This is a genomic window from Mesorhizobium sp. M0621 (assembly GCF_040320745.1).
GTDB lineage: Bacteria > Pseudomonadota > Alphaproteobacteria > Rhizobiales > Rhizobiaceae > Mesorhizobium.
Genome location: NZ_JAMYQF010000062.1, coordinates 1 through 25,491, shown reverse-complemented (window position 1 = coordinate 25,491; position 25,491 = coordinate 1). Strand labels below are relative to the sequence as shown.

Below are 25,491 nucleotides of genomic sequence, written 5' to 3'. Positions count from 1 at the left end.
GTCTTGGTCATCGGCCCTTCGTCCGGTTGACAGCGGCACCCCTGCCCTTCCATACAAAGCCGTTAAAGTTCTCAGGGCGGGGTGAAAGTCCCCACCGGCGGTAAGGGTTTCGGCCCAAGCCCGCGAGCGCTTTCCGGTAAAATCGGAAAGGTCAGCAGATCCGGTGTGATTCCGGAGCCGACGGTTAGAGTCCGGATGGAAGAGAACGAAACGGAAAACGGACCGCCTTTGGCGGGCCGGCTTTCGTATCGTGCGTCCTGATTCTGGTTCGAAACGGAAGGATGGACCCATGAATCAGCATTCCCATAAAGACTATGAAACGACCCGCATCGCCGTTATCAGGGCGCGCTGGCACGCGGATATCGTCGACCAATGCGTGCAAGCCTTCGAGGCGGAGCTTTCCGCGCTTGGGGAGAATCGCTTCGCCGTCGATGTCTTCGACGTGCCGGGCGCCTATGAAATTCCGCTGCACGCCAAGACCCTGGCCCAAACCGGCCGCTATGCCGCGATCCTCGGCACCGCCTTTGTCGTCAATGGCGGCATCTACCGGCATGAGTTCGTCGCCAGCGCGGTGATCGACGGCATGATGAACGTGCAGCTGTCGACCGGCGTGCCGGTGCTGTCGGCTGTGCTCACCCCGCACAACTACCACGACAGCGCCGAGCACCACCGCTTCTTCTTCGAGCACTTCACGGTCAAGGGCAAGGAAGCGGCCAACGCCTGCGTGCAGATCCTGGCGGCGCGGGAATTGATCGCGGCCTGACCAAAGAGCCCGGATTTCAGCCCTGCAACAAGAATTGCGATCGACAAGACTTCTGAAGGTTGCGGTTGACCTGAAATCCGGCCAGAAGCATCAAGGGCCGGCCGGCGAACGGCTGGCCCGCGACGTTGCGCTTGAAACCAGATACGGGAGACTATTGGGTGGCTCGCATAACACTGAGACAATTGCTCGACCACGCCGCCGAATACGGCTACGGCGTGCCCGCCTTCAACATGAACAATATGGAACAGGGCCTCGCCATCATGGAGGCCGCCGAGGAGACCAAATCACCGGTCATCCTGCAGGCAAGCCGCGGCGCTCGGGCCTATGCCAATGACGTGGTGCTGGCCAAGCTGATCGATGCGCTGGTCGAAATCCACCCCGACATTCCGGTCTGCATGCATCTCGACCACGGCAACAACGAAGCCACCTGCGTCACCGCGATCCAGTACGGCTTCACTTCCGTCATGATGGACGGGTCGCTGAAGGAAGACGGCAAGACGCCTGCCGACTACGCCTACAATTCCGGCATCACCAAACGCGTCGTCGACATGGCGCATTGGGGCGGCGTGTCTGTCGAAGGCGAGATCGGCGTGCTCGGTTCGCTGGAGAGCGGCGGCGGCGAGCAGGAAGACGGCCACGGCGTCGAAGGCGCGATCAGCCACGACCAGTTGCTGACCGACCCCGAACAGGCGGTGGAGTTCGCTAGGGATACCCATGTCGATGCGCTGGCGGTTGCCATGGGCACCAGCCACGGCGCCTACAAATTCTCGCGCAAGCCTGACGGCGCGGTGCTGGCCATGAACGTCATCGAGGAAATCCACCGCCGCCTGCCCAACATGCATCTGGTCATGCACGGTTCGTCCTCGGTGCCGGAGGACCTGCAGGAGATCATCAACAAATATGGCGGCCAGATGAAGCCGACCTGGGGCGTCCCGGTCGAGGAGATCCAGCGCGGCATCAAGCACGGCGTGCGCAAGATCAACATCGACACCGACAACCGCATGGCGCTGACCGGCGCGATCCGCAAGGTGCTGACCGAGAACCCGAGCGAATTCGATCCGCGCAAATATCTGACGCCTGCCATGGCTGCGATGCGCAAGCTCTGCAAGGAGCGCTTCGAACAGTTCGGCACCGCCGGCAACGCGCAGAAGATCAAGCCGCTGCCGGTCGCGGAGATGGCCAAGCGGTATAAGTCAGGCAGTCTCGACCCGAAGTTTGGGTGAGCTCCAGCGATCTCTCCCAGAGCTGCCAGGAGCATCCTGGCAGCTCTGGGACCAGCTGTTTCACTCCGGCGCTTCGGCTTCGGCACGAACAAGCTTGATGTCGGCGCCGGCCGCCCATGTGCCGATATCCTCGCGTCGCAATGCCGCCGCCATCATGTCTGGAAACAGATCCGGCGTGCAGGCAAAGACCGGAATGCCGAGCGCGGCAACCGAGCCCGCCATCTTCGGATCATAACCGGACCTGCCCTGATCTGTCAGCGCCAGAAGCACCACGACGTTGACGCCGGAGCGAACCAGCGCTGCAAGCCGCTGCAGCAGTTCCTGGCCATTGCCGCCTTCATAAAGGTCGGTGATCAGCACCATATGCGACTTGGTCGGCCGTTCGATGCGGTCCGCGCAATAGGCGACGGCCTGGTTGATATCGGTGCCGCCGCCAAGCTGCACGCCGAACAGGACTTCGACAGGATCGCTAAGCTCCTCGGTCAGGTCGACGATGGCGGTGTCGAAGCAGACAAGCTTGGTCCGCACGACCGGCAAGGTGGCCATCACAGCAGCGAATATCGAGGCATAGATCACCGAGCTTGCCATCGAGCCCGACTGGTCGACGCACAGCACGACCTCGTCCAGGTCGACCAGCCTTCGCTGTTTGCGCATGAAGCCGACCAGCTTCTCCGGCACGATGGTTTTGTGCTCGGGCTGGTAATGGCGAAGGTTGGCCGAGATCGTACGCGGCCAGTCGATATCGCGCTGGCGTGGGCGGTTGGTGCGTTGTGACCGGTCGACCGCGCCGCGTATCGCCTCGGTCGTCTTCTGCTCCAGCCGCTGCATCAACTTGGCGACGATATCGGCGATGATCGTACGTGCAATGTCCTTGGTCTTGGCTGGCATGACCGCGCGCAGTGAGATCAGGTCGGCGACGAGATTGACGTCGGCCTCGATCGCTTTGAGGAATTCTGGTTCCATCAGCATCTGCTTCAGGTTGAGCCGCTCGAAGGCATCCTTCTGGACGATCTGCACGACCTGCGCGGGAAAGAACGACCTGATGTCGCCCATCCATTGCGCCACCCGGGGCGCCGAGCGACCGAGCCCGCCGCGCCGTTTGCGCGGATCTGCAGCGGCGTCGCCTACGCCATCGCCGTAGAGTGCATCGAGCGCCGCCGAGAGCCGCTTGTCATTGTCGGAAAGCGAAGTCGATTTCTCGTCATCGGCGCCGATCGCCAGGCGCCAGCGGCGCGACCGTCCGTCGCCGGCCTGGATTGGCTCGCTCATTTCGGCCTCGTCATCCATTGCCGCTCCCGCCCCTCAGCAGGGGTCCAAGCCGTTCAAGATGGCGGCGCCACGCTTCGCCGCCATCCGGCGTCGGTGTCAGCCCGGCTGGCAAGCGCCTGACACGGCCGAGCACTGCTTCGATCAGCCGCCGACGCTCCATCGAGTCCAGATGTGAAAAAACGCGGCGCAGCAGCGGTAGATGCGCGATGAAGGCCTCTTCATCGAGGGAATTGAGCCAGGTGTCGACCGCGCCGCGCAGGCTCTCGTCATAGATCAAGCGCTGACCGGCGGTGCTGAAGAAGCCCTCGAAGAACCCTGCCGCCTCTGTGACCGGCGTGCCCGGCGACAGGCGCCGTGCGATCAGGGCCGCCGCGGCTTCAGCGGACAAGTGGCCAGCCTCGTAAAGCAGATGCGCGGCACAGCCTGCCACCAGCGCTGTCGATCGCGATCCATCGAGCACCGCAGCCAGTCCATGGCGCCAGGCGTCCAGCACGTCCTGTCCGGGCTCGACCAGCCTGATCGCTTCATCGGCCTTGCGCATGGCGCCGACCAGCGTCGTCGAAGCCTGGGCATCGAGGTCTCGGGCGGCATAAGGGAGCGCTATACCACCTTCGACGATCAGCCGCTCCAGCAGGCCGGACAGACGGGCGGTTTCCGTCTTGCGAGCCTCGCCATAGCGGATGATGTCCGCGAGCGGCGGCACCGATGCCAGGATTTCCAAGCATTCGCTGCTGCGGGCTGCCCGTTCCTCCAATGCCGCGAGACCGGTGATCGATGCTTCCGATAGATTGGCCGTGATAGCGCCCTGGACCAGCGCGGCCATCGCATCAAGTGACGTCGCCGCGCCGATCATCTGGATCAGCCGGCCGTTGGCGGCCTTTTCGATGGTCGGCCCGTAGACGAGGTTCTCGACCAGGCGAACGGCATATTCCGGCTCCCACGAGAGGGTCCACCGCTCGCGAAAGGTGCCGCGGCTGCGTCCGCTGTCGGTCAGCTTGCCCCACTGCACGCCAAGCACATTCAGCCGATGCAGCAAGGTCGACCTGAACAGCCCGCTTTCGCTGCGTAGGTCGACCGACAATTCGCGCTCCAGCGCCTCGGGCTTCAGCCGTGCCGCCTTCTGGTTGCGTTGCAGATCCTCGATCAGCGGCGCCAGCGGGGTATCGGGCGGAATTTCCCCGACATCGGCGCCCAGAAGCAGTTCGGCCTCGACCAGCGCCCACAACAGCGCTTCGCCGTTGAACAGGGCGGCGATCGCGGCATCGCGCAATTCCTCGAAGCCGGGCTTTGGCCGCTCGCGGATCACAGCCAGCGTGCGGGCCAGCCGTTCGGCTTCGATCAGCGAGGCGGTCGAGATCAGGTGCCCCTTCGCTCTCAGGACTGTGGCGATGCGCGCGAGCCACAAGACCGAGGCGTCGCCTTGCCCACGCGTCTGCCACAGATGCTTGCACCAGCCGGGCGCGACGACGCCGGCGCCATAGCCGAAGCCCAGCGCCAGACGCGGCCCTGTCCATGGCGCCCAGGTCATCATGCTTTTGCGCCGGGCGAGCCCCTTGAGCAGCGCCTGGTCCTCTTTATGCAGTCGCGTCGCCTGCAGTGCCGGCACGTGGAAGGCGCCGCAGACGACAGCGATCGGCCCCTCGAATTCCTTGCGCGCGGCAGCGATTTCAAGTCGCATATGCGCTTCGCGCTTTGCCTCGAGTCCGGCAAGCGGACCTTCACCTTCGCGTAGCGTCGTCATCGCATCCGCTATGGCGGCAAAGATCGGGCCTGGCTGTGGGTTCTGCTCGATGATATCAGACCACCAGCTCTCGCCGTCCTCATAGCCGGCGGCTTGTGCCAGCGTTCCGATCGGGTCCCGCAAATGCGGCGCCAAGTCAGCCTCGACGTTGGCTTCCATTTCATCGGTATCGGCTTCCTCCACGGCCTCAACCGGCGTAGCCCGGGCTGATGACGGCAAGTCGATGAACCGCACCGTCGCGTTGTTGGCAACGGCCCAGAGCGTCGCCTGGTATTCCGGCGAGAACTCGGCGAAGGGCCAGAAGCTTGTCGAGGCCGGATCGTCTTCGGGATAGCAGAGCAGCGCTACCGGCGGCTGCATTTCGGGGCGGGCCAGCAGCGGCAGCAGCGCGCTAGCGTCGGCCGGTCCTTCGACCAGCACGGCGACCGGTTTCAACTCCTGCAACGCCTGCACCAGGCTCTCGGCGGAGCCGGGCCCGTGATGGCGTATGCCGAAATACGAAACTTCGCCGAATGCCATGGCCTCAGATCGCCGCGTTCAAGGCCGCGTAGTAGCCGGCATAGTCCGGCCGCTTCTTGAGCACGGTTTCCAGATATTCCTCCAGCACCAGCTTGTCCTGCACCGGATCCTTGACGATCGCGCCGACGAGGCTGGCGGCAAGGCCTTCGGCGCCGAGCTTGCCGCTGTCGAACCAGGCCGCTTGGCTGAGGCCACCGACCATGGTGGCGATCGCCTCGGCCGTGGACAGCGAGCCGGACGGCGTTTTCAACGTCACCTTGCCGTCGGCTGTCGCACCGGAGCGCAACTCGCGAAAGATGGTCAGCACGCGAGCGATCTCCTCGCCGACATTCTTCGGCACCGGCAGGTCGAGACCGCCGGCCATCTCGCCGACACGCTTGGAGACGATCGCCACCTCCTCCGCCATGTCTTCGGGCAAGGGCAGTACGACAACGTTGAAGCGGCGCTTCAGCGCCGATGAGAGTTCGTTGACGCCCTTGTCGCGGTTGTTGGCGGTAGCGATGATGTTGAAACCGCGCTGCGCATAGATCGAGGTGTTGAGTTCGGGGATCGGCATCATCTTTTCGGACAGCACGGTGATCAGCGTGTCCTGCACGTCCGAGCCCATGCGCGTCAGCTCTTCGAGACGGCAGAGCTTGCCATCCCGCATGGCGCGGTAGAGCGGCGTCGGCACCAGCGCGTCCTGGCTGGGGCCCTTGGCCAGAAGCTGCGCGTAGTTCCAGCCATAGCGGATCTGGTTCTCGTCGGTGCCGGCCGTGCACTGCACGATCAGCGTCGAATCGCCCATGATGGCGGCGGCGAGATGTTCCGACACCCAGGATTTGGCAGTGCCGGGAACGCCGAGCAACAAAAGCGCTCGGTCGGTGGCAAGCGTCGCCACGGCGGTTTCCATCAGCCGGCGACGGCCGACATATTTGGGCGTTATCAGCGTGCCGTCGTCAGCCTTTCCGCCGAGCAGATAGGTCAGCACTGCCTTTGGCGACAGGCTCCAACCGGCGGGTTTTTGCCGGTCATCGTTGCGGGAGAGCGCCTGCAACTCGGCGGCGTAGGCCTGCTCGACCGGAAGACGGATGGCTGCGTTCATGTGCTGTTCTCCGGATTGATCGTGTGTAGGTTCAAGGCTCGGCCAGCGAGGCGTTGAGGCGCAGAAGACCGAGCGAAGGCGCCGCCGGAGCCATGCCAGCCGCGACAACATCCCCAATCAGTTTTTCCGCTGCCGCCGCCGTGGCGAGAAAGCCCAGCGTTTCCAGAAGCCGGTCGACGCCGCGCTTCACAGCGTCATCGCTTCCCGCGACAGCGGCGCGCAGCGCCGGCAGCGTCTTGCCGTTTGTCAGGTCGGCCCAGTCCAACCAGCTTGCTTCGACGCCCTCGGCCAGGCTGAGCGCGCCTAGATGTTGCGTGTCCTTCAGGATAAGCCTTATCAGGACACGCTGCCGCCGGCTGTCCAGGCGCGGCATCAAATGGAGGACGAAAAGCGCCGGCTTGCCGCCTTCGGCGACAAGGGTATCCGCCATGTGCGTCACCGCGGCTTCGCTGCCCGATGCAGCGACCATTCGAGCGACAAGGATATCGGCGTTGTCGTCGGCGCCGAATTGCCACGCCCCGATAAAATCGGATTCGGTGACGCCGAAGCGCGCGGCAAGATCGACCAGGTTACAGGTCTCGAACAGTTCGGCGCGACGTCTTTCCTGCGCCGGCGATTTGAGTTTTTCCGGCGTGTAAGTCGTGCGGCGGCGGATGAAGCCGGATTTGCCTTCCGCGATGAAGGCTGCGAGTTCGGTTCCTGGATCTTCCGGCCCGCCAACGCCTTGAGAGTCGTGCTCTCCCAATCTTGCCAGCAACCGGCCAGCGAGGTCGCGCAGCTTGCCGGAACGATCAGCGGTGAGGCTCTTCAGGAACGGCACGTCATCGGACCCAAGGCCGAAGCGCAGCAGGTCGACGAGTGCAATCCTGATCTCCGCCGGCTCGCCGGATGCCTTGGTCTCGATCAGTTGCCGAGCCGAAGCCGGCGCGATGCGGCGCATATCGGCGAGGGCAGCGCGGCGTGCGGCGGGATAGAATTCATCCCAGTTTTCCGCCGTCAGATGCTCCGGGCTTGCAGGTTTTTCACCGTCCGCACCTGCCTGCCAGTCGACCCACGGCGCATAAACGTCGAGACTTTCCTGATACGCCGCGGCGGGCATCCAATCCATTGGATGCAGCACGAAGCCGCGGCTGGCAACGAGCGCTGCCACGCGTGTCTTGTATCTTGCGTCGGCCGCATGCTTCAGTGCGGCTCGCAAAGACGGCCGCAGCTTCTCCGGCAGCATGGGCAAGGCAAGTTCAGGCAGCGGTGAGCGGCGTTTCAGCGTCTGCGGCGCGGCCGGCCGCAAGGCAATGTCGAGAGCTTGTGCGGCGATTGCCAACAGGCGACGCTCGCGTTCGTCGGGGCTTGCGCTGTCGGCAATCTCCTTCCATGCGGCCGGAGCCAGATCGAAGCCGGTGCCGCCGGTGATCCAGCAGTCGCGCATGGTCGCCAGGCTTGTCTGTTCGATCTCGTTCACGACAGATCAAGCCTCCCGAACCCGCTTTGCGCCGCCAGAAGGTCCAGCCGGCTGCCATTCCAAAGTGCGGCCGTTGCTTTGAGGTCCAGCCCAAGCAGGATCGGGTTGACGGTATCGGCGATCGGCAAGGCAATGCCATGCGGATCACCGGCGGACTGCCACCAGGCATCCCCCCGATCGTCCAGCAGGATCGCGCCGGGCGGTAGCATGACAGGACAATCGGTGAGCCAAGGGGAGGCGTCCTGGTGAGTGACATGAACCGCGAGCGGATCGGCTGCACCAAATCCGAAATCCGGCCATTCGCCTGGTGAGATGTCGCCCTTGCGATCGGCCACCAGTGCCCGCAGCGGCTGACGTGCCGGATAGAAGACCAGACGGGCGTCGAACCGGTCGCCCGGCGTGAAGGCGTTCGACCGGCGACCGGCCGAGACCGGAAAATAGTCGAGCAGGAGAGCAAATTGCGGGCGAGCGCTGTTCAGGTCAAGCAGCCAGGTCGAATGGCTGACGAGACCGTCACGGCGGGACTCGATCTTCTCGCCAAGCACCTCCCAGACGCTTTCAACCTGTGTCGCATCCGGATTGGCCAGAACCTGTTCGCGGCTTTCGGAGGTGGATACGAGCCGCCTCAGCTCAGGATCGTCCGGGATCGATCGCCAGGCCTTGGCCAGCAGCACAAGCTTGCCGAGTTCGCGGATCGCCACGTCCGGCCGTTCCTCGCTGCGCAGCCCCATCAACCGCGAAGGCAACTCGTCGATGCGGCCGGCAAGCGCTGTCGCCTTCATGTCGACTAGCCGTGCGGCAATACGGCGGCAACGATCGCTGCTGTTGTCGACAAAGGCGGCAAGACCAAGCCGCAGCTGATCGGCGATCCATTGGTCCAGCTCATCCAGCGCCGCCGACACGGAGGATCGCGTGTCTTCCTGGCGCTTGCGTTGGGCTGCCTCACGGCGCTCGACCGCTGCGGCGTCTTCGACAACTGCACCTTCGTCATCGAGCGATATCTCGCCGATGCTTTTGCCTTCCGCACCTTGTGTCGGTTGCACAGGCTGCGGCGTGCTTTTCCTGCGACGGCCGAGCCAATCGCTCACCCATTCCGGCGTCGCGCCGGCTGCGGCAAAACTGGCTGGCGTTGTGGCCGCGATCCACATCAGCGCCAAAGTGTGCTTGCAGGGAAATTTTCGCGACGGGCAGCTGCATTTGTAGCCATGGTCGCCAGTGTCGACGACCACGCGATAGGGATTGGAGCCGGAACCCTGGCATTCCCCCCAGATGAGAGCCAGCTGTTCGTTCTTTTCAAGCCGTGGCCAGTTCGATTGCTTAGTCAACTTGGAAGCGGCGCTCAACGACGCCTGGTCGGGCGCAAGCGCCTCGATGGTTTTCAAGTCGAATTCCAAGCCGCTCCCCCGTCGCTCGAACGAATTCCGGTTGCCAGTATAGATGGACTGATGTGACGGATTCTTGTAGCAACAGAGGGATAGGGATAGAGATCGATCCACAAGACCGCAAGTGCTCAACGCGCGTCGCGCAAAAACTCAATCACCATTGCCGCCGTCCAGGTGAAGCGGCCGCCGCCGAGCGGCTCGCCGCTGAGCGGGTCGTAATATTCGGCAAAGCCGCTTTCCCGGATCAAATCCAGGCTGGATTGCGTGATGCGCCGTGCCGCCTCGCTGTAGCCGGCGGCTGCGAGGCCGTCTGATATCATGTAGTTGACCACCAGCCAGACCGGGCCGCGCCAGTAGCGCTTGGCATCGAAACGTGGATCGTCGGGATCATGCGACGGCACGACGTAGCGCGCCTTGGCGGCAAGGCGTTCGACGGTTGCTGCCAGCGCAGCGGTGCGAGCCTCGGGGATGGCCGCGAAGGCCGGCAGGATGCCGCCAACGGAGGCGCTGTCGATCAGTCTGCCGGTGACGCGGTCGAGGCAGAGATACTGGCCGTGCGCATCGCTCCACAGCCGCTCCATCGCGGCCAGACCCTTTTCAGCGCGGGCACGATTGGCGCTGGCAATCCCGGTTTCGCCGAGCGCCTCCGCAAGATCGGCAAGATCGGTCGAGGCGCGGATCAAAATGGCGTTGAAGCCGGGATCGACGACCTGGAATGGCGAGGCGTCATGCAGCCTGGCATTGTCCCAGCCAAGCCCGCGAAAAAGCTGCAGCAGCCAGATGTAGCGGTCATACTGCCCTTGTGTCGGACGGTGCGCCGGGTCGGCATGCAGGATGTCGCGACGCGTGTAGGGCTCGACGCCTTCGGTCGGCACGCGCTCGAAGGCCTCGTCCCAGTCGATGGAATTGTCGCGGCCGGACTCCCAGGGATGGATGATGGCGACCAGTCCCTCGCCTCTGGGATCGCGGTTTTCGTAAAACCAGCGGTGCCAGGCGTCGATCATCGGCAGCAGCGCGCGGGCCCGCTCCGCAGCCAGTTTCTTGTCCTTGGCCCGGTCGAACAGGCGGCGTAAGGCAAAACCTGCAACAGCCGGCTGGGTGATTCCGGAGGTGGCCGTCGGGCGGCCGGTGCGCCAGACTTCCGGCCCGGGAAAATAGCCGTCGCTCCAGACATGGAAGACGATGTGCGGCACCATGCCGTCCGGCCATTGATGCGCGAACAATGTCTCGATCTCGGTCCAGGCCCGGGCTTCGTCGTAGTGGGCAAGACCGAGCGCGGTGAGGCAGGAATCCCAGTTCCACTGGAACGGATAAAGACCTTTCGTCGGGATGGTGTAGGTGCCCTGGTCGTTTTCTTTCAGCACCTCGACGGCGCGGGCGATGATGTCTCTGGCGGCAGAAGCAGTCATGGGAGTTCAAGGCTTTCGGTATCAAAGAGCATTGGTGGTTTCGGGATCGAACCAGCGGATGCGGTCGGGTTTGGGCGCAAGGCGCAGATGATCGCCGACCTGAACGCCGGCATTCGAGTCCAGGATGGCGCGGAACAGGCCGCCCTCGACATCGCAGGTGACCAACGTGTGCGGTCCGAGCGGCTCGATGACGCGCACGGTGGCGTGCAGACCCGCGTCGCCGGCGTCGACATCCTCGGGGCGGATGGCGAATTCTATTCTCTGCTTATCCGATTTGGGGCCGGGCAGCGTCAGTCCGGCAACGGTCCAGCTGCCATTCGCGGCCTTGGTCGCCGGGATAAAATTCATCGGCGGATTGCCGATGAAGGAGCCGACGAAACGCGCGGCCGGATTGCGGTAGACCTCGACCGGCGACGCGGCCTGGACGATGCGGCCCTGATGCATGACGGCGATACGGTCGGCGAGGCTCATCGCCTCGACCTGGTCGTGGGTGACATAGATGGTGGTGGTCTTCGAGGCGGCGAGCACACCCTTGAGCTCGGCACGCATCTCCAGCCGCAGCAGCGCGTCGAGGTTCGACAGCGGCTCGTCCATCAGGATGACGTCGGGCTCCATGGCGAGCGCCCGGGCGACGGCGACACGCTGGCGCTGGCCCCCAGACAGTTGGCCCGAATAGCGTTTCAGCAATTGCTCGATGTGCATCAGCTCGGCGGTGCGGGTGACGCGCCGTTCCACATCGACCTGCGGCAATTTCTTCATGCGCAGGCCGAAGGCGATGTTCTCGAACACGGTCAGATGCGGAAAGACGGCATAATTCTGGAACACCATGGCAATGCCGCGGTCGCGCGGCGGCAGATGGTCGACGCGGCGGCCGCCGATCCAGACCTCGCCCTGGCTTGGCGTTTCCAGCCCGGCGACGATGCGCAGCAGGGTGGTCTTGCCGCAGCCAGAGGCGCCGAGCAGCACCATGAACTCCTGGTCTGATATGGTGAGGTCGACCTGATGCAGGGCGGTGAAACCGCCAAAGCGCTTGGCCACACCCTTGATCGCGATTTCAGCCATGAGCGGTCTCCGTGTCTCGCGTCATCGGTTGGCGATCCCCCACATGGCAAACAGGTATTTTCGAACGGCGAAGATGAAGATCAGCGCCGGCACGACCAGGGCGGCGCCGCCGGCGAATTTGAGATAGAGCGGCGATTCACCGAGGCTTTGCAGCAGGAAGGCGGTCAGCGTGCGGTTCTCGATGGTGAGCACGGCGGCGGCAAACACCTCGTTCCAGGAGATGGTGAACGCAAACACCGCCGAGGCCGCGATGCCCGGCAGCGCCAGCGGCAAGATCACCTTGCGAAAGGCCTGCAGCCTTGTGCAGCCGAGCGTCCAGGCCGCCTCCTCGAGTTCGACGGGAATGCCGGAAAAGAGCGAGAAGGTGATCAGCACGGCGAAGGGCAGCGCCAGCGTGGTGTGGACCAGCGCCAGCCCGATGGCGGTGTCGTCGAGGCCGGTGCGGATGAACATCACCGCCAGCGGCAATGCCAGCAGCGGCAACGGGAAGGCGCGCGTCATCAGCACCAGGAAACGGAAGGTCTCCTTGCCGGGAAAGTCGAAGCGCGACAGCGCGTAGCCGGCCGGAGCGCCGAAGCCGATGGACAGGATCATCGTCAGGGTGGCGACGAGGACCGAGTTCCATAGCGCCCTGGCGACACCGGCGAAATTGATGAAGAAGGACAGGCTGCCGGGATCAAAGGACGGAAAGAAACGCTTGGGGAAGGCCGTGACCTCATCCGGCGACGACAGCGCGTTGACGATCAAGAGATAGATCGGCAGCAGCACCCAAACGCAAAGCAGGATGGCGGTGGCGATCAGCAGCCAGTCGCCGGCCTTGCGCGCATCGGCGACTGCCGCGACCGGCACTTCGGCGATGGAGCTCATATACGCGCCTCCTTGGGTACGCGCAGCACCCTGAGGAAGAACAGCGTGAAGCCGATCGAGATGGCGAGGATGAGCAGCGCCGAAGCGGCGGCGACATTGCGATCCTGCAGCGTGAACTGCCAATTGTAGGTCTCGCCCATCAGCACCGGCAGATTTGTACCACCAAGCGCTGCGACGACGGCGAAGACCTCGAAGGCGAGGATGACGCGCAGGATGATCGCCGTCTGCAGGCTGGGGCGCAGCAATGGCAGCGTGATGCGCACAAAGCGCTGCCACGGGCTTGCCCCGAACACTTCCGCCGCCTCGTAATATTCCTTGGGGATCAGGCCCATGCCGGCGACGAGGATGACCATCATGATCGCCGTGGCCCGCCAGATCTCGGCGAGTGCCACGGCGATGAAGATGGTCAGCTTGCTCTGGTAGCCGAGGAACATGATCGGCCTGTCGACAACGCCCAGGCTGGAAAGCAGCGTGTTGAGGAAGCCCGACTGGTCGAAGATGGCGAGCCAGATCAACCCGGCGGCGAGATCGGAAATGCCGAGCGGAATGGCAAAGACATAGAGCGCGGCACTGCGCCCGGTCTCGAGCCGCGACACCACACTCGCCATCAGCAGCGCCATGACCAGCTGGATCGGCACGACGATTGCCGCAAGCAGCAGCGTGTTGCGGACAGTGACGGGGAATTTCCAGCTGCCGGCCATTGTGCGGAAATTGTCGAGGGTGAAGGCACCGTCGCGGGTGACCGCCTCAAAGGCGACCAACGCGAACGGGTAGAGGAAGAAGATGCAGAGGAACACAGTCGCCGGCATCAGCAGCAGATAGGGCAGAGCCTTGCCGGGCATGGTGGTGTCCTTTGCGGTCAAGTGCTGCGGTCTGGGCGCCCCGCGGGGAAAAAAAGCCCGCCGCCCCCTCGGGAGGATTTAGTCGACGGGGCAAGCGCCAGTGGATGGCTTGTCAGGTGCCCAGCACGGCGCCTTGGCCTGGTCGATCAGGCCCTTGAGCACCGTGGCCTCTTCGCCAAGCACGCCATGCACATCCTCGCCGCCGAGCACGATGCGCTCGAAACTGTCGGTGTAGACCTGGTTGAACTTGCCATCGAGATCGCCGAGGCCCATCGGCAGCAATGTCGGCATCGCATCGCGTGCACTCGTCATGGTGGTGATCGCCGGACCGAAGGCCTTGACCGAAGCCGGCATGTCGTCAGGCAGCTTGACGTCGACGACCGGGAAGAAATTGGTGGCTTTCAGCGTCGCGATCTGGGTTTCCGGCTTCAGCATATAGGCGACCAGCGCCTTGGCCTTGTCGATGTCGGGCGAGGTCTTCGGGATGGCGACGCCGGCCACGACAGGCATGAATCCGCGACCGGCGGGGCCGGCCGGCGCCGGAAAGGCAACGAACTCATCCGGTTTCTTGTTGAAGGCGTCGGCAAGCCGCGCGACATGGTCGAACGCCACCCAGACATCGCCGGTCAAAAGCGGCTCCTGCATGAAGGCATAGTTGGTCGAGTTCGGGTTGGTGTACTGCCAGAGTTCCTTGAACTTGTTCCAGGCGATCTCGGCTTCCGGCGAACGGAACTTGGTCACCATCGAGCCGGTGTAGGACGGGTAGAGGAACCCCTCGAAGAAGCGGTGCTTGAGCCCTTTGGGACCGGCTGGAAAGCCGAATTTCGGCGAGCCGGTTTTCTCGGCGATGTTCTTCGACCATTCGATCAGCTGGTCACAGGTGATGGTGTTGAGATCGACGCCTTGCGGCAGATATTGCAAGGCCTGCTTGTTGGCCGCCATCAGATAAGTGGCCTGCATCCATGGCAGGTATTTCTGCTCGCCGGTGCCAAGCATGCCAAGCTTCTTGTAAGCTTCGTTGACCCTGACGCCGCCGACATCGACGCCGGACAGATCGGCAAGGTTTGCGCCGACATTGGAGAAGTCGCCATGCAGGCCACCGAGCACGCCGATGGTGCCGGTGCCGGCCTGCAGTTCGGCCTGCAAGCGTGTGAGCCAGGGGCCGGTCTCGGCGACCTGATAGTCGACCGCACCGTCAAAACCCTTCAGCACCTCGTCGCGCATCTTTTGGGTTTCCTCGACGGGGCGCGCCTGCGTCGACCAGAACAGCACCTGCTGGGCCCGCGCGCCGCCTGAGGCGATCGATAACGCCAGCGCGGCGCCGAGCAGTGTCTTCAATGCTTTCATCACGGTCTTCCTCCCTGGATTAAGCGCCGTCAGACGGCGTCAGCTTTTTGTCTTCGGTGCGGGACCATGGCTTGCGCGCGCAACCAGCGTCGACCGGATCAGCCGCGTCAACGGTGCGGCGGGCTTGTCGGCGATGATGGTGAGCAGCATGTCGGCGATCTCGCGCGCGCATTGGCGGATCGAAGCATCGAATGTGGTGAGACCCGGCGGCGCGTAGGCCGATGCGGCAATGTTGTCGAAACCGATGACGGAGAGGTCGCGTGGTACGCTGAGGCCCGCGCGCGCAGCCTCCTCCATCACGGTCAAAGCCAGTTCGTCGAACAGAGCGACAATGGCCGTCGGCCTGTCAGACCGCTGCAGCATGCGGTTGACGGCCTGGACGCGGGCCTCATGGTCAAAGCGCGGCGCCGTCACCACATCGAGCCGCACCGAAGGATCGCCCCTACGCGCCATGGCCGCGGCAAGGCCGTCTTGTCTGAGATGCCGGAAAGTCATCGGCTCGGAAATCGTCACCAGGCCGAAATGGCGGTGGCCGAGATCGTAGAGCATGTCGAAAGCCTCACCGAAGGCATGCGCGCCGTCGGTATCGAGCCAGTTGTAGCCGAAGTCGCTGTGGAGCAACCGGCCATGGGCAACGAACGGAAAGCCGCGGTCGCGCAGATAGGCGAGCCGCTCGTCGACCTCGGCGATACGCGTGACGACGACGCCATCGGCCCGCCCGGATTCGACGACATGGCGCAGCACCGACAGTTCCGAATGGCCGAAGGCGGCGGTGGCCAGGATCAGGTCGGCGCCATGCGATACCAGCCCTTCGCCGAGCCCGGTGACGAATTCGCCAAGGAAGGAATCGACAAGGTTCGGCCCGCGGATCGGCAGCACGAGGCCGACAAAACCGCTGCGGCCGGAGACCAGCGTGCGCGCCGCGGTGTTGGGCACGTAGCCGGCCTGACGCGCCGCTCGCGCGACACGCTCGCGCGTCTTCAGCGCGATCTGTTCATGACCGGCAAGCGCCCGCGACACCGTCGTGATCGACAGGTCGAGGCCTGCGGCAAGCTCCTTGAGCGTGATGACGCGGGTCGTCATCGTTCCTACCTCGATGAATTTGAAACGTTTGTAATTGTCTTTCGCAAAATTGCAAACGTTTTAAATTGCTATCCAAAGCGGACTGACAAGCGATCTGACTATCGGTGTGGTGGGTTTGGGCGTGCCCAGACGATTGGCGGAAACACCCGTCAATCGTCATCCTGGGGCGGAGCTAGGAGCGAAGCGACGTGGCGCGGACCCAAGGATCATGCCGCGACTTCCGAGCGCTGCCACGGTGCAGAACTCTGCTCCGCTGCACTCTACGATTAAGGTCGCGGCATGGATCCCAGGGTCTCCGCGACGCCGCTTCGCGGCTGCTCCGCCCAGGGATGACGACATTGGGGGGCTTTGGCCAATCCCGAGTGCTGATGGTGGTTCATTGAAACGAACGATGAAACCCCGACAGCCAACAGGCCTCCAACCCGTCAAACTCTCTCTGCGGTGCTGCTAGCGCTCCACATTCGGAGCGGCAGATCCTACTGAAGCGTGCGCGCCGGCGGCTGGCCGGCATGGTCGCGGGCGATGCCGGCATCGCCATCCTCTGCTCCAAACGCACGGTCCAGACCCGTCGCCACCACCGAGACCCTGAAGCGGCCTTCCATGCTCTTGTCGAAGATTGCACCGACGATAATGTCGGCGTCCTCGTAGACCTCCTCGCGGATGCGGGTGGCGGCCTCGTCGACCTCGAACAGGGTCATGTCCCTGCCGCCCGATATCGAGACCAGGACGCCCTTGGCGCCCTTCATCGACACTTCGTCGAGCAGGGGGTTGGCGATCGCGGCTTCCGCCGCCTTCATCGCCCGGCCCTCACCGGAGGCCTCGCCGGTGCCCATCATGGCGCGGCCCATGTCGCGCATCACCGATTTCACATCGGCGAAGTCGAGATTGATCAGGCCTTCCTTGACGATAAGATCGGTGATGCAGCTGACGCCGGCGTAGAGCACCCGGTCGGCGATGGCGAACGCATCGGCGAAGGTGGTCTTGGCATCGGCGATCCTGAACAGGTTCTGGTTCGGGATGACGATGACCGTGTCGGCGCTCTCGCGCAGCCGCTCGATGCCCTCTTCGGCCATCTGCATGCGACGCCGGCCTTCGAAGGTGAAGGGCTTGGTGACGACACCCACCGTCAGGATGCCGGCCTTGCGCGCCGCCTGGGCGATGACGGGAGCAGCACCGGTTCCGGTGCCGCCGCCCATGCCGGCGGTGACGAAACACATATGCGTGCCGGCCAGATGATCCATGATCTCGTCGAGCGATTCCTCGGCCGCGGCGCGGCCGATCTCGGGAAGCGACCCGGCGCCCAATCCTTCGGTGACGTGGGCGCCAAGCTGGATCAGCCTAGACGCCTTCGACATGGTCAGCGCCTGAGCGTCGGTGTTGGCGGCGATGAATTCCGTGCCCTGAAGCTGCTCCGCGATCATGTTGTTGACGGCATTGCCGCCGCCGCCGCCAATGCCGATGACGGTGATCTTGGGTCTCATCTCGGAGATCTCGGGCTTCTTGAACTCGGCCATGCCTGTTTCTCCTTCGCCAATTGCGCGCGCTTCACGGCCCACCGGCAGACTGCATTGGGAATATTGCAATCGAGCGGCGTGACGCGAATCAGTCCGTTCGGATGGGTACCCCAAAAAGCCAGAGAGCGGGCAGAGGTGCAAGTGCGCGCAAGGTCAAGATTTGTGATGACGGTTTTGCACAGCGTGGCGGAGACGCCGCGCGCCTGAGAGCCAGGCCGCTAGGCCAGGCAATCCTGGCGTCACGGCGAGCGCTGCGAATTCCGGCGCCTGGCGCAGACCCGCTTGCGGCGATGTGGTCGAAATGTCTATCATATAGTCTGGTTGCAAGCTCACTGAGCTCGGCTCATACCGCGTTCGGCCAAACCAAGATTATCTGCGGCGAATGTCGTCAGGACAGATTTCAGGACGTTCCCCCGCCCATGGCCGACAAAACACAATTCGGCTTGACCGCCGTCGACACCGTTCCCCTGCATGAGAAAGTCTATCTGGAACTCGTGCGGGCGCTGATGTCGGGCCGGTTCGCCCCGGGCCAGAAGCTGACCTCACGCAAGCTGGCCAAGGAACTCGGCACCAGCGACATGCCGGTGCGCAGCGCTTTCATGCGGCTTCAGGCATTGCGGGCGCTGAGCCCGATGCCGAACGGCAGCGTGGAAGTGCCGGTCATTTCGGCCGAACGGTTTTCGCAGTTGACCGCCGTGCGCACGATCCTCGAAGGCTCGGCGACCGAACTTGCGACAAAACGCATCAACGGCAACAATCTGCGAGCGATCCGACGCCACTGCACCGACCTGACCCTGGCGGCCCGCAAGGGCGATATCGACGATTACCTGCGCAAGAACCACGACTTCAAATTCTCGATCTATCGCCATTGCGGCAACGAGCAGATGATCTTCCTGATCGAGACTGTATGGATGCAGGTCGGGCCGTTTCTCAGGAACCTTGCCATGGGGTTCGAGGATGATTTCGCCTCCATTCTCGACATCGACTATCACGAGGAAATCGTCGCGGCGATCGAGGCCCAAGATGCGGAGCGCGCCCGCGCGGCCATCGTGCGCGATATCGATGAAGGCGCCGCTCACATCCTGCAGCAGGCCAGATTCCCGAAGGCGAGAAACTGATGCGCGTGGCGTTTGAGCGGATTCAGGCGATGCCCCTTGGCTTTCCGGCTTCTTGCCTCTATGTTGCGATCGCAGATCGCGAAATTGGTTTTGAAATGCCTCCCGACATCCCAGCTAGTGACTTGAAAAAATAAGGAAAAGGCCTTGGCGACAGCCAGGTCCGTTTTCCGAAAACTCACAAGCTATCTTTACCAGGGACAGTGCAGCCGAGCAGGCTGCGGCACCTTCAAAAACCAGAGGTTATAAATTGAGCGATGCAATTGCGGACGTTTTGAACTGGCTTGAAAGCAGGACCGACATCCAGAGCCTGAGGGCGGCGGTGTGCGATCTCAACGGCATCATGCGCGGCAAGCGCATTCCGGTCGAGCAGGCAAGGAAGGCGCTGGAAGGCAAGCTGCGCATGCCTTATTCGCTGATCGGGCTCGATATCTGGGGCGAGGATATCGAAGGCAACACCCTGGTGTTCTCGACCGGCGATGCCGATGGACTGTGCCAATGGACGGGCCGCGGCATTCTCCCGGTCGCCTGGACGGCGCATCCGACGGCGCTCATTCCGCTCTGGCTTGCCGACGAAAGCGGCGCGCCCTATCTCGGCGACCCGCGACGGGCGCTGGCCCGCATCCTCGATCGCTACAAGGCCTTGGGCCTGACCCCGGTCGCGGCAACGGAACTCGAATTCTACCTCGTCGATCCGCAGTCGCAACGGCCGGTCGGACCTGTCTCGCCGGTGACCGGGCGCCGTCTCGATTCCGACGCGGCGCTGTCGATCGATGAGATCGACGATTTCGAATCCTTCATCCATGACGTCTATGAAGCCTGCCGGACACAAGGGATTCCCGTCGACACGGCCATCGCCGAGAACGGTGTCGGCCAGTTCGAAATCAACCTGAACCATGTCGCGGATGCCCTGCGGGCGGCCGACGATGCGGTGCTGTTCAAACGCACGGTGAAGGGCATTGCCCGTAAGCACGGCTTTGCCGCCTGTTTCATGGCCAAGCCCTACGGCGACCGAGCCGGCAACGGCTTTCACGTCCATTTCAGCCTGGTCGACGCTGAAGGGCGCAACGTTTTCGACGACGGCACCGATCAGGGCTCGGAGATCATGCGTCATGCGGTCGGTGGCCTGCTTGCGGCAATGGCCGAGAGCACGCTGGTATTCGCACCACATTTCAATTCGTACCGCAGGCTGCGCCCGCGATCCTATGCGCCAACCGCGGTCGCCTGGGGTTATGAGAACCGCATGGTGGCGATCCGCATTCCCGGCGGCCCGAGCGGTGCGCGCCGTATCGAGCATCGGGTTTCGGGAGCGGACGCCAATCCATATCTGGTGCTTGCCGCCATACTGGGCGCAGCACTGACAGGCATTGAAAGACAGTTGTCGCCTGGCGATCCGACGGGTAGCGATGGACAAGGACTTCCGCCGGCAAAGCTGCCGCCGGACTGGGCGTCCGCGATCGCCGCCTTTGAAGGCGGGACGCATGTGGCGGAGATCTTTCCGGCAATCCTGCGCGACTCCTTCGTTGCCTGCAAACGGCAAGAGCTGAACACGTTCGCGCTCAATGTCAGCGATTTCGAGATCGAGACCTATCTCGAAAGCGTTTGAGGCCGACTGACCGAGGGCTTGCACGACGCGGTCGCCCTGCTGATCCGCTGGATTGTCAAAACGTCTCGACCCAGGGCCGAAGCTCAAGCTCCGAACTCCAGGCGCTGCGATGCTGGCGATGGATCGCGTGATAGGCCTCGGCGACGGCGTCCGGCGACAGGCGGCGGTCCGGCCGGTCCGGGTCACCGGGCTGACCGGGCGGCTCGATCGCCCCGTCGATGATGAAGTGGGCGACGTGGATGTTCCTCGGGGCGAGTTCGCGGGCCATGGACTGCGCCAGGCCGCGCAGGCCGAACTTCGGCATGGCAAAGCCGGCCGAGCCGGAAAATCCCTTCACACTGGCGGTGGCGCCGGTGAACAGGATCGATCCGGAACCCCGGACAAGGAGCCGACGCGCCGCCTGCTGGCCGACCAGGAAGCCGCCATAGGCGCCGACCAGCAATGCCTGTTTGACCGCTTCGGTATCGAGTTCGGCGATCGGGCCGCGCGTGCGCGCGCTGGCATTGAACACCACAAGCGCCAGCGGGCCGGCCTTGTCGGCGGCGTCGAACAGCTTGGCCACGGATGCGGCGTCGGCGACATCCGTCTCCACGGCCAGCGCACCGGTCTCGTCGACCAGAGCGCTCAGCTTCTCGACGTTGCGGGCGGCCAGAACCACGCGAAAGCCTTCCCGGGTGAGAAGGCGCGCAAGCGAGGCGCTCAGACCAGCGCCAGCGCCTGCAATGACGGCCACATCGGATGTCATGATTTTCTCTCCTTGCGGATTTCGGCGGAAGCGTTTCGCCTGATCAGCCAGGGTCGCGCCTTCGCGGCTGATAGGCAAGGGCATTGCTGCAGTTGTTGAGCCAGGTGGCCGCAGGACCGGCGTTGTGCGGTCCACTATCGCCTGTGGCGCTACGAAGACCGCTCGGCCTTCAGCACCGAAACCGCCGCTTCGCTATTGTGGACATAATCGTTGGCGTCCGGCTGCTTCTGCACCAGCAGGATGAACAGCAAATCGGTCAGCGCCAGCTGCGCATCGCGCGCGGTGATCGAGGACGAGCGCGCCCGCTCCTCATCGGCGATGGTGTAGAGGCAGATGTCTGCGACGCGGCTGAGCGGATTGTCGTGCAGGCCGGTGACCGCGATCACGGTCGTGCCGCGCTTGTACGCAAGCTCGGCGATGCGCAAGGTTTCGATGCTGGCGCCGGAATAGGAGAGTGCGAACAGCACGTCGCCGGGCCCGAGCGTCGAGACATTGGCCATCTGGATGTGGCTGTCGCTGTCATGCAGGACATTGCGCCCAAGCTTCATCAGCTTGTAGGAGAAATCGCGCGCCACCAGCGAGGAAGCGCCGACGCCAACCAGATGGATGCGGCGCGCGCCATCCAGCAATTCCAGCGTCCTGGAGATGATGCGCTCGGTGTTGGCGGCGACCGTGCGCTGCATCGACAGGAGCTTGCTGCCGATCAGCTTCTTCAAAATGACCTGGTAGTTGTCGCCGACCTCGATCGACCCGTGGATCATGCCCGCTGGCACCTGCCATTCCTGCGCCTTGGCCTCGCTGACCGCGAGCTTGAGCTCCTGATAGCTGGCATAGCCGAGCTTCTGGCTGAACTTGACGACGCTCGACTGGCTGCGTCCGATCTCGGCGGCAAGAGCCGCCGTCGACAGGCGCAGCATCTGGTCGGGATTGTCGACGATGTACTGGCCGATCTCACGATCGCCAGGCGCCATGCCGTCGAGCTTCGCATTGATCCTGTTCAGAACTGACACGGATTCCCTCGCGCTTTCAGGTGACGGCAAAAGGAATAAAATATTCCAATTCCGATTGACAGCCAAGAACGCAGAATTAATTCTCGCCTCCTCACACAAGGTTTCAGCCCATGGACAGATTGCGGATCATCGGCGGACAAAGACTGGAAGGCGCGGTCACCATATCCGGCGCCAAGAACGCGGCTTTGCCGCAGATAGCAGCCGCGCTGCTCAGCCCCTACCCGCTCGAACTGACCAACCTGCCTGATGTGACCGATGTCGAAAACATGCTCGGCGTGGTGCGGCTTCATGGCGCCGAAGTAACGCGGTCGGCGCATGCAGCAATGATCGACACCAGTGCCGCCGTATCCAAGGAGACCTCCTACGACACGGTGCGAAAGATGCGGGCGACGGTGCTGGTGCTGGCGCCGCTGCTGGCCCGTTTCGGTCATGCCCGGGTTTCGCTGCCTGGCGGCTGCGCGATCGGCGCGCGGCCGGTCGACATGCATGTCTCAGCACTCGCCGCACTGGGCGCCAGGATCGCCATCGAGAACGGCTCGATCGTCGCATCGGCGCCGAACGGGCTGACCGGCACGCGCATCGTCTTGAGTTCGCCTTCGGTCGGCGCGACGGAAACTGCCATGATGGCGGCGACCACGGCCAAGGGGGAAACCGAGATCCTCAACGCGGCGCGCGAGCCCGAAGTGGCTGATCTTGCCGCTTGCCTCAACGCCATGGGTGCCAGCATCGAGGGTGCCGGAACGCACCGCATCCTGATTGCCGGCGACACGAGCTGGCATGCGGCCATGCACGATATCATCCCGGACCGAATCGAGGCCGGCACCTATGCCATCGCCGCTGCCATCACCGGCGGTCAGCTGGAACTGACCCATGCCCGGCTCGAGCATATGGCCTCGGTGGTGCAATTGCTGGAGGCCACCGGCGTCAGCGTCTGGCCCGGCGACCGCGGGCTCATCGTCTCGCGCGATAGGCCGCTCAAGGCTGTCGATCTCACCACCGAACCCTATCCGGGGTTTCCGACCGATCTCCAGGCGCAGTTCATGGCGCTGATGTGTTGCGCCGAGGGCGCGTCGCTGCTGCGTGAAACCATCTTCGAGAACCGCTTCATGCATGTGGCCGAACTGATGCGGCTCGGCGCCAACATCAAACTGCAGGGCACCACGGCGCTGGTGCGCGGCGGCGCGAAGCTGCATGGCGCGCAGGTGATGGCCACCGATCTGCGCGCTTCAGTGTCGCTGGTTCTGGCGGCGCTTGTCTGCGAAGGCGAAACCATCATCAACCGGGTCTACCACCTCGACCGCGGCTATGAGCAACTGGACCACAAGCTGCGCCTGTGCGGCGCCGATATCGAGCGGCTGAGCGCATGAGCCCGGGGCGCCATTTTCTCGGCGTCGACGGCGGCGGCAGCGGCTGTCGCGCCCGCATCGAGGACTCGGATGGAACCGTGCTGGGACAAGGACTGTCGGGCCCGGCAACGACGCGGCTCGGCATCGACGCCGCCTGGGCGTCGGTCGCGAAAGCGTTTGGCACGGCGGTCGAAGAGGCGGGCTTCGGGGCTGCGGAGATCGCCCGGACCCACGCAGGCATCGGCCTTGCCGGCATCGGCCGCAAGGGCGCGCTGGAGGCATTGCGGACGATTGCGCATCCCTTTGCCAGCATCGATTTTGTCAGCGACGGCGTCGGCGCCTGCCTTGGCGCGCATTCCGGTCAGGACGGCGCCATCGTGATCGCCGGAACGGGCTCGATCGGCCTCGGCTTTGTCGACGGCCGTGACCTGCGTGTCGGCGGCTACGGCTTTCCGATCTCCGACGAGGGCAGCGGCGCCGACCTTGGACTGAAAGCCGTGCAACTGGCCTTGCGCGCCCATGACGGCCGGCATGAGCGGACCGCACTTCTGGCGGAAGTGATGCAGCGTTTCGAAGGTGATCCGATGGAAGCCGTCGCCTGGATGGACCGCGCCAGCGCCACGGACTATGCGGCCCTGGCGCCGATGGTGATGCGCCATGCCGACCAGGGCGACCCTGTCGGGCGGCGCATCGTGCAAAGTGCGGCCGAGCAGATCGACACGCTGGTGCGCGTGCTGTTCGAAAAAGGCGCGCCCCGTGTGACCTTGTTGGGCGGCCTCGCCAGCCCGCTCGAACCCTGGCTCTCCCCCGATGTTCGGCGCCGCCTGAAGCCCGCTGATGGCGACGCGGTGTCGGGCGCGATCATCCTTGCCAAAAGGTCCTGCTGCAAGCGATAGCGTCTTGTCCGTGAAGGAATAAAATATTCCAAATTTCTGTTGACGGCATGAATATCCAATTCTAGAAAGTTAACAAATGAAAACAGGGGCGCGACGACGGGCTCCGTGGTGGTCCGTGTGTGCTGGTGCCGGTCGGCGAGCTATGCTCATCGGCTGTGCCGCATGGTTTTGAAAGCATTGGGATGACCGAGCATGGGTTGATGTCCGAGCTGGACCGGCTGGTTTCCGAGGGCCGGAACCCTCGGACGATGGACATCGACCTGCTGCCGACCATCGACGTGCTGCGCAAGATCAACGATGAGGACAGGGCCGTCCCGGCGGCCGTCGAAAAGGTCCTGCCTGAAATCGCAGCTGCGGTGGACCGTATCGTGCTTGCCTTCCAGAAAGACGCGCGGCTTGTCTATATGGGCGCCGGCACCAGCGGCCGGCTTGGCGTTCTCGATGCATCGGAGTGTCCGCCCACCTTTGGTGTGCCCGAAGGCATGGTGGTCGGCCTGATTGCCGGCGGTCCCGACGCCCTGGTGCGGTCGACGGAAGGCGCCGAGGATGACCCGAAAATGGGCGCCAAGGCATTGCAGGACATCGGGCTCACATCAGACGACGTTGTGGTCGGCATCGCAGTCAGCGGGCGCACGCCCTACGTCATCGGTGGATTGAATTATGCAAAACAGATGGGCGCAACCACGGTCGCGCTTTCGTGCAATCCGGCCTCGACCATTGCCGGCATCGCCGACATCGCCATCTCGCCGGTCGTCGGCCCGGAAGTGCTCACCGGCTCGACCCGGCTGAAGTCTGGAACCGCGCAGAAGCTGGTGCTCAACATGCTGACCACCGCCTCGATGATCCGCATCGGCAAGAGCTACCAGAACCTGATGGTCGACCTTTACCCGTCGAACAAGAAGCTTGTCGCCAGGGCGATCAGGATCGTCATGCAGACGACCGGCTGTACGGCGCGACAGGCAAAAAAGGTGCTCGGCCAGACCGGCAACGATGTGAAGCTGGCGATCCTGGTGACGATCACCGGCATGGGCGTCGAGGAAGCACGCGCGGCTCTCGGCAAGGCCGGAGGCTTCCTGCGAAAGGCTATTAGCGACAAGACGGCATGAAGCCGCTTTAGCAGGCTGCTGCAAAAGTCGCGTTTGGCTTTGTTTTGTGATTCACTTTCGTCTGACAACGGGAGTGATTTGCGATGCGGGGTCGTAGTGATGG

Annotated in this window: 22 protein-coding genes and 1 riboswitch; of the genes, 8 read left to right on the top strand and 14 right to left on the bottom strand. The window is 63.7% G+C overall.

Annotated elements, in window-relative coordinates:
- Positions 1-63 precede the first annotated feature (63 nt).
- A riboswitch (FMN riboswitch) is annotated at positions 64-211 on the top strand.
- Between the two features lie 78 nt (positions 212-289).
- Both NKI38_RS28830 and fba read left to right on the top strand, forming a co-directional pair.
- A complete protein-coding gene (locus tag NKI38_RS28830; RefSeq protein WP_352663681.1) occupies positions 290-763 on the top strand; it encodes a 6,7-dimethyl-8-ribityllumazine synthase in 474 nt (157 codons plus the stop codon).
- Between the two features lie 158 nt (positions 764-921).
- A complete protein-coding gene (gene fba, locus NKI38_RS28825; protein ID WP_352631487.1) occupies positions 922-1,986 on the top strand; it encodes a class II fructose-bisphosphate aldolase in 1,065 nt (354 codons plus the stop codon).
- Positions 1,987-2,046: 60 nt separating this feature from the next.
- Here the strand turns inward: fba and NKI38_RS28820 are convergent, their stop codons facing one another.
- The 12 genes from NKI38_RS28820 to ftsZ form a co-directional block, all read right to left on the bottom strand.
- Positions 2,047-3,273, bottom strand: a complete 1,227-nt coding sequence (locus NKI38_RS28820; protein WP_352663679.1) for a VWA domain-containing protein — start codon at positions 3,271-3,273, stop codon at positions 2,047-2,049.
- Positions 3,266-5,515, bottom strand: a complete 2,250-nt coding sequence (locus NKI38_RS28815; RefSeq protein WP_352663677.1) for a DUF5682 family protein — start codon at positions 5,513-5,515, stop codon at positions 3,266-3,268. Before NKI38_RS28815 ends, NKI38_RS28820 begins: the two co-directional genes overlap by 8 nt.
- A 4-nt stretch (positions 5,516-5,519) precedes the next feature.
- On the bottom strand, positions 5,520-6,599 hold the full coding sequence (locus NKI38_RS28810; protein WP_352663675.1) for an ATP-binding protein: 1,080 nt from the start codon (positions 6,597-6,599) through the stop codon (positions 5,520-5,522).
- 31 nt (positions 6,600-6,630) lie between these two features.
- On the bottom strand, positions 6,631-8,058 hold the full coding sequence (locus NKI38_RS28805) for a DUF5691 domain-containing protein (protein WP_352663673.1): 1,428 nt from the start codon (positions 8,056-8,058) through the stop codon (positions 6,631-6,633).
- The gene (locus tag NKI38_RS28800) at positions 8,055-9,440 is read right to left on the bottom strand and encodes an SWIM zinc finger family protein (protein ID WP_352663671.1); all 1,386 of its coding nucleotides are present in this window, start codon (positions 9,438-9,440) and stop codon (positions 8,055-8,057) included. The genes NKI38_RS28805 and NKI38_RS28800 overlap by 4 nt, the downstream gene beginning before the upstream one ends.
- Before the next feature lie 128 nt (positions 9,441-9,568).
- Positions 9,569-10,849: an amylo-alpha-1,6-glucosidase gene (locus tag NKI38_RS28795; protein ID WP_352663669.1), complete on the bottom strand. Its 1,281-nt coding sequence runs from the start codon at positions 10,847-10,849 to the stop codon at positions 9,569-9,571.
- 21 nt (positions 10,850-10,870) lie between these two features.
- Complete coding sequence (locus NKI38_RS28790) at positions 10,871-11,911, bottom strand: ABC transporter ATP-binding protein (RefSeq protein ID WP_352663667.1); 1,041 nt, start codon at positions 11,909-11,911, stop codon at positions 10,871-10,873.
- Between the two features lie 21 nt (positions 11,912-11,932).
- Positions 11,933-12,778, bottom strand: coding sequence for a carbohydrate ABC transporter permease (locus NKI38_RS28785; RefSeq protein WP_352663665.1), 846 nt, complete (start codon positions 12,776-12,778; stop codon positions 11,933-11,935).
- Positions 12,775-13,620, bottom strand: a complete 846-nt coding sequence (locus tag NKI38_RS28780; RefSeq protein WP_352663663.1) for a carbohydrate ABC transporter permease — start codon at positions 13,618-13,620, stop codon at positions 12,775-12,777. The genes NKI38_RS28785 and NKI38_RS28780 overlap by 4 nt, the downstream gene beginning before the upstream one ends.
- 78 nt (positions 13,621-13,698) lie before the next feature.
- Positions 13,699-14,967 (bottom strand): ABC transporter substrate-binding protein, encoded by a 1,269-nt coding sequence (locus tag NKI38_RS28775; RefSeq protein WP_352663661.1) that lies wholly within the window; start codon positions 14,965-14,967, stop codon positions 13,699-13,701.
- Between the two features lie 39 nt (positions 14,968-15,006).
- The gene (locus tag NKI38_RS28770; RefSeq protein ID WP_352663659.1) at positions 15,007-16,050 is read right to left on the bottom strand and encodes a substrate-binding domain-containing protein; all 1,044 of its coding nucleotides are present in this window, start codon (positions 16,048-16,050) and stop codon (positions 15,007-15,009) included.
- A 476-nt stretch (positions 16,051-16,526) separates the two neighbouring features.
- Positions 16,527-17,564: a cell division protein FtsZ gene (ftsZ, locus tag NKI38_RS28765; protein ID WP_352663657.1), complete on the bottom strand. Its 1,038-nt coding sequence runs from the start codon at positions 17,562-17,564 to the stop codon at positions 16,527-16,529.
- A gap of 419 nt (positions 17,565-17,983) precedes the next feature.
- Here ftsZ and NKI38_RS28760 point away from each other — a divergent pair, with 419 nt between their 5' ends.
- The 3 genes from NKI38_RS28760 to NKI38_RS28750 all read left to right on the top strand — a co-directional run bounded on the left by NKI38_RS28760 (position 17,984) and on the right by NKI38_RS28750 (position 20,285).
- The gene (locus NKI38_RS28760) at positions 17,984-18,682 is read left to right on the top strand and encodes a GntR family transcriptional regulator (protein ID WP_352663655.1); all 699 of its coding nucleotides are present in this window, start codon (positions 17,984-17,986) and stop codon (positions 18,680-18,682) included.
- Complete coding sequence (locus tag NKI38_RS28755; protein ID WP_352663653.1) at positions 18,682-18,816, top strand: hypothetical protein; 135 nt, start codon at positions 18,682-18,684, stop codon at positions 18,814-18,816. The genes NKI38_RS28760 and NKI38_RS28755 overlap by 1 nt, the downstream gene beginning before the upstream one ends.
- Before the next feature lie 113 nt (positions 18,817-18,929).
- The gene (locus NKI38_RS28750) at positions 18,930-20,285 is read left to right on the top strand and encodes a glutamine synthetase family protein (RefSeq protein WP_352663651.1); all 1,356 of its coding nucleotides are present in this window, start codon (positions 18,930-18,932) and stop codon (positions 20,283-20,285) included.
- Between the two features lie 55 nt (positions 20,286-20,340).
- On the opposite strand, the gene NKI38_RS28745 is transcribed toward NKI38_RS28750, so the two are convergent.
- Positions 20,341-21,030: an SDR family NAD(P)-dependent oxidoreductase gene (locus NKI38_RS28745; protein ID WP_352663649.1), complete on the bottom strand. Its 690-nt coding sequence runs from the start codon at positions 21,028-21,030 to the stop codon at positions 20,341-20,343.
- A 149-nt stretch (positions 21,031-21,179) separates the two neighbouring features.
- Positions 21,180-22,040 carry a MurR/RpiR family transcriptional regulator gene (locus NKI38_RS28740; protein WP_352663647.1) on the bottom strand — a complete coding sequence of 287 codons (861 nt, stop codon included), beginning with the start codon at positions 22,038-22,040 and terminating at the stop codon, positions 21,180-21,182.
- Positions 22,041-22,150: 110 nt separating this feature from the next.
- On the opposite strand from NKI38_RS28740, the gene murA reads away from it, so the two are divergent.
- From murA to murQ, 3 genes are all read left to right on the top strand, one after another.
- Complete coding sequence (murA, locus tag NKI38_RS28735; RefSeq protein WP_352663645.1) at positions 22,151-23,407, top strand: UDP-N-acetylglucosamine 1-carboxyvinyltransferase; 1,257 nt, start codon at positions 22,151-22,153, stop codon at positions 23,405-23,407.
- On the top strand, positions 23,404-24,282 hold the full coding sequence (locus tag NKI38_RS28730) for a glucosamine kinase nucleotide-binding domain-containing protein (protein WP_352663643.1): 879 nt from the start codon (positions 23,404-23,406) through the stop codon (positions 24,280-24,282). Before murA ends, NKI38_RS28730 begins: the two co-directional genes overlap by 4 nt.
- 182 nt (positions 24,283-24,464) lie before the next feature.
- Positions 24,465-25,388 (top strand): N-acetylmuramic acid 6-phosphate etherase, encoded by a 924-nt coding sequence (murQ, locus tag NKI38_RS28725; protein WP_352663641.1) that lies wholly within the window; start codon positions 24,465-24,467, stop codon positions 25,386-25,388.
- Positions 25,389-25,491 lie beyond the last annotated feature (103 nt).

What these genes read in the sequence shown, in the direction of transcription:
- NKI38_RS28830 (WP_352663681.1), top strand. Translation starts at nt 290, where the DNA reads ATGAATCAGCATTCCCATAAAGACTATGAAACGACCCGCATCGCCGTT.
- NKI38_RS28820 (WP_352663679.1), bottom strand. Translation starts at nt 3,273, where the DNA reads ATGGATGACGAGGCCGAAATGAGCGAGCCAATCCAGGCCGGCGACGGA.
- NKI38_RS28815 (WP_352663677.1), bottom strand. Translation starts at nt 5,515, where the DNA reads ATGGCATTCGGCGAAGTTTCGTATTTCGGCATACGCCATCACGGGCCC.
- NKI38_RS28810 (WP_352663675.1), bottom strand. Translation starts at nt 6,599, where the DNA reads ATGAACGCAGCCATCCGTCTTCCGGTCGAGCAGGCCTACGCCGCCGAG.
- NKI38_RS28795 (WP_352663669.1), bottom strand. Translation starts at nt 10,849, where the DNA reads ATGACTGCTTCTGCCGCCAGAGACATCATCGCCCGCGCCGTCGAGGTG.
- NKI38_RS28790 (WP_352663667.1), bottom strand. Translation starts at nt 11,911, where the DNA reads ATGGCTGAAATCGCGATCAAGGGTGTGGCCAAGCGCTTTGGCGGTTTC.
- NKI38_RS28785 (WP_352663665.1), bottom strand. Translation starts at nt 12,778, where the DNA reads ATGAGCTCCATCGCCGAAGTGCCGGTCGCGGCAGTCGCCGATGCGCGC.
- NKI38_RS28780 (WP_352663663.1), bottom strand. Translation starts at nt 13,620, where the DNA reads ATGCCCGGCAAGGCTCTGCCCTATCTGCTGCTGATGCCGGCGACTGTG.
- NKI38_RS28775 (WP_352663661.1), bottom strand. Translation starts at nt 14,967, where the DNA reads ATGAAAGCATTGAAGACACTGCTCGGCGCCGCGCTGGCGTTATCGATC.
- NKI38_RS28770 (WP_352663659.1), bottom strand. Translation starts at nt 16,050, where the DNA reads ATGACGACCCGCGTCATCACGCTCAAGGAGCTTGCCGCAGGCCTCGAC.
- ftsZ (WP_352663657.1), bottom strand. Translation starts at nt 17,564, where the DNA reads ATGGCCGAGTTCAAGAAGCCCGAGATCTCCGAGATGAGACCCAAGATC.
- NKI38_RS28760 (WP_352663655.1), top strand. Translation starts at nt 17,984, where the DNA reads ATGGCCGACAAAACACAATTCGGCTTGACCGCCGTCGACACCGTTCCC.
- NKI38_RS28755 (WP_352663653.1), top strand. Translation starts at nt 18,682, where the DNA reads ATGCGCGTGGCGTTTGAGCGGATTCAGGCGATGCCCCTTGGCTTTCCG.
- NKI38_RS28745 (WP_352663649.1), bottom strand. Translation starts at nt 21,030, where the DNA reads ATGACATCCGATGTGGCCGTCATTGCAGGCGCTGGCGCTGGTCTGAGC.
- murA (WP_352663645.1), top strand. Translation starts at nt 22,151, where the DNA reads ATGGACAGATTGCGGATCATCGGCGGACAAAGACTGGAAGGCGCGGTC.
- NKI38_RS28730 (WP_352663643.1), top strand. Translation starts at nt 23,404, where the DNA reads ATGAGCCCGGGGCGCCATTTTCTCGGCGTCGACGGCGGCGGCAGCGGC.
- murQ (WP_352663641.1), top strand. Translation starts at nt 24,465, where the DNA reads ATGACCGAGCATGGGTTGATGTCCGAGCTGGACCGGCTGGTTTCCGAG.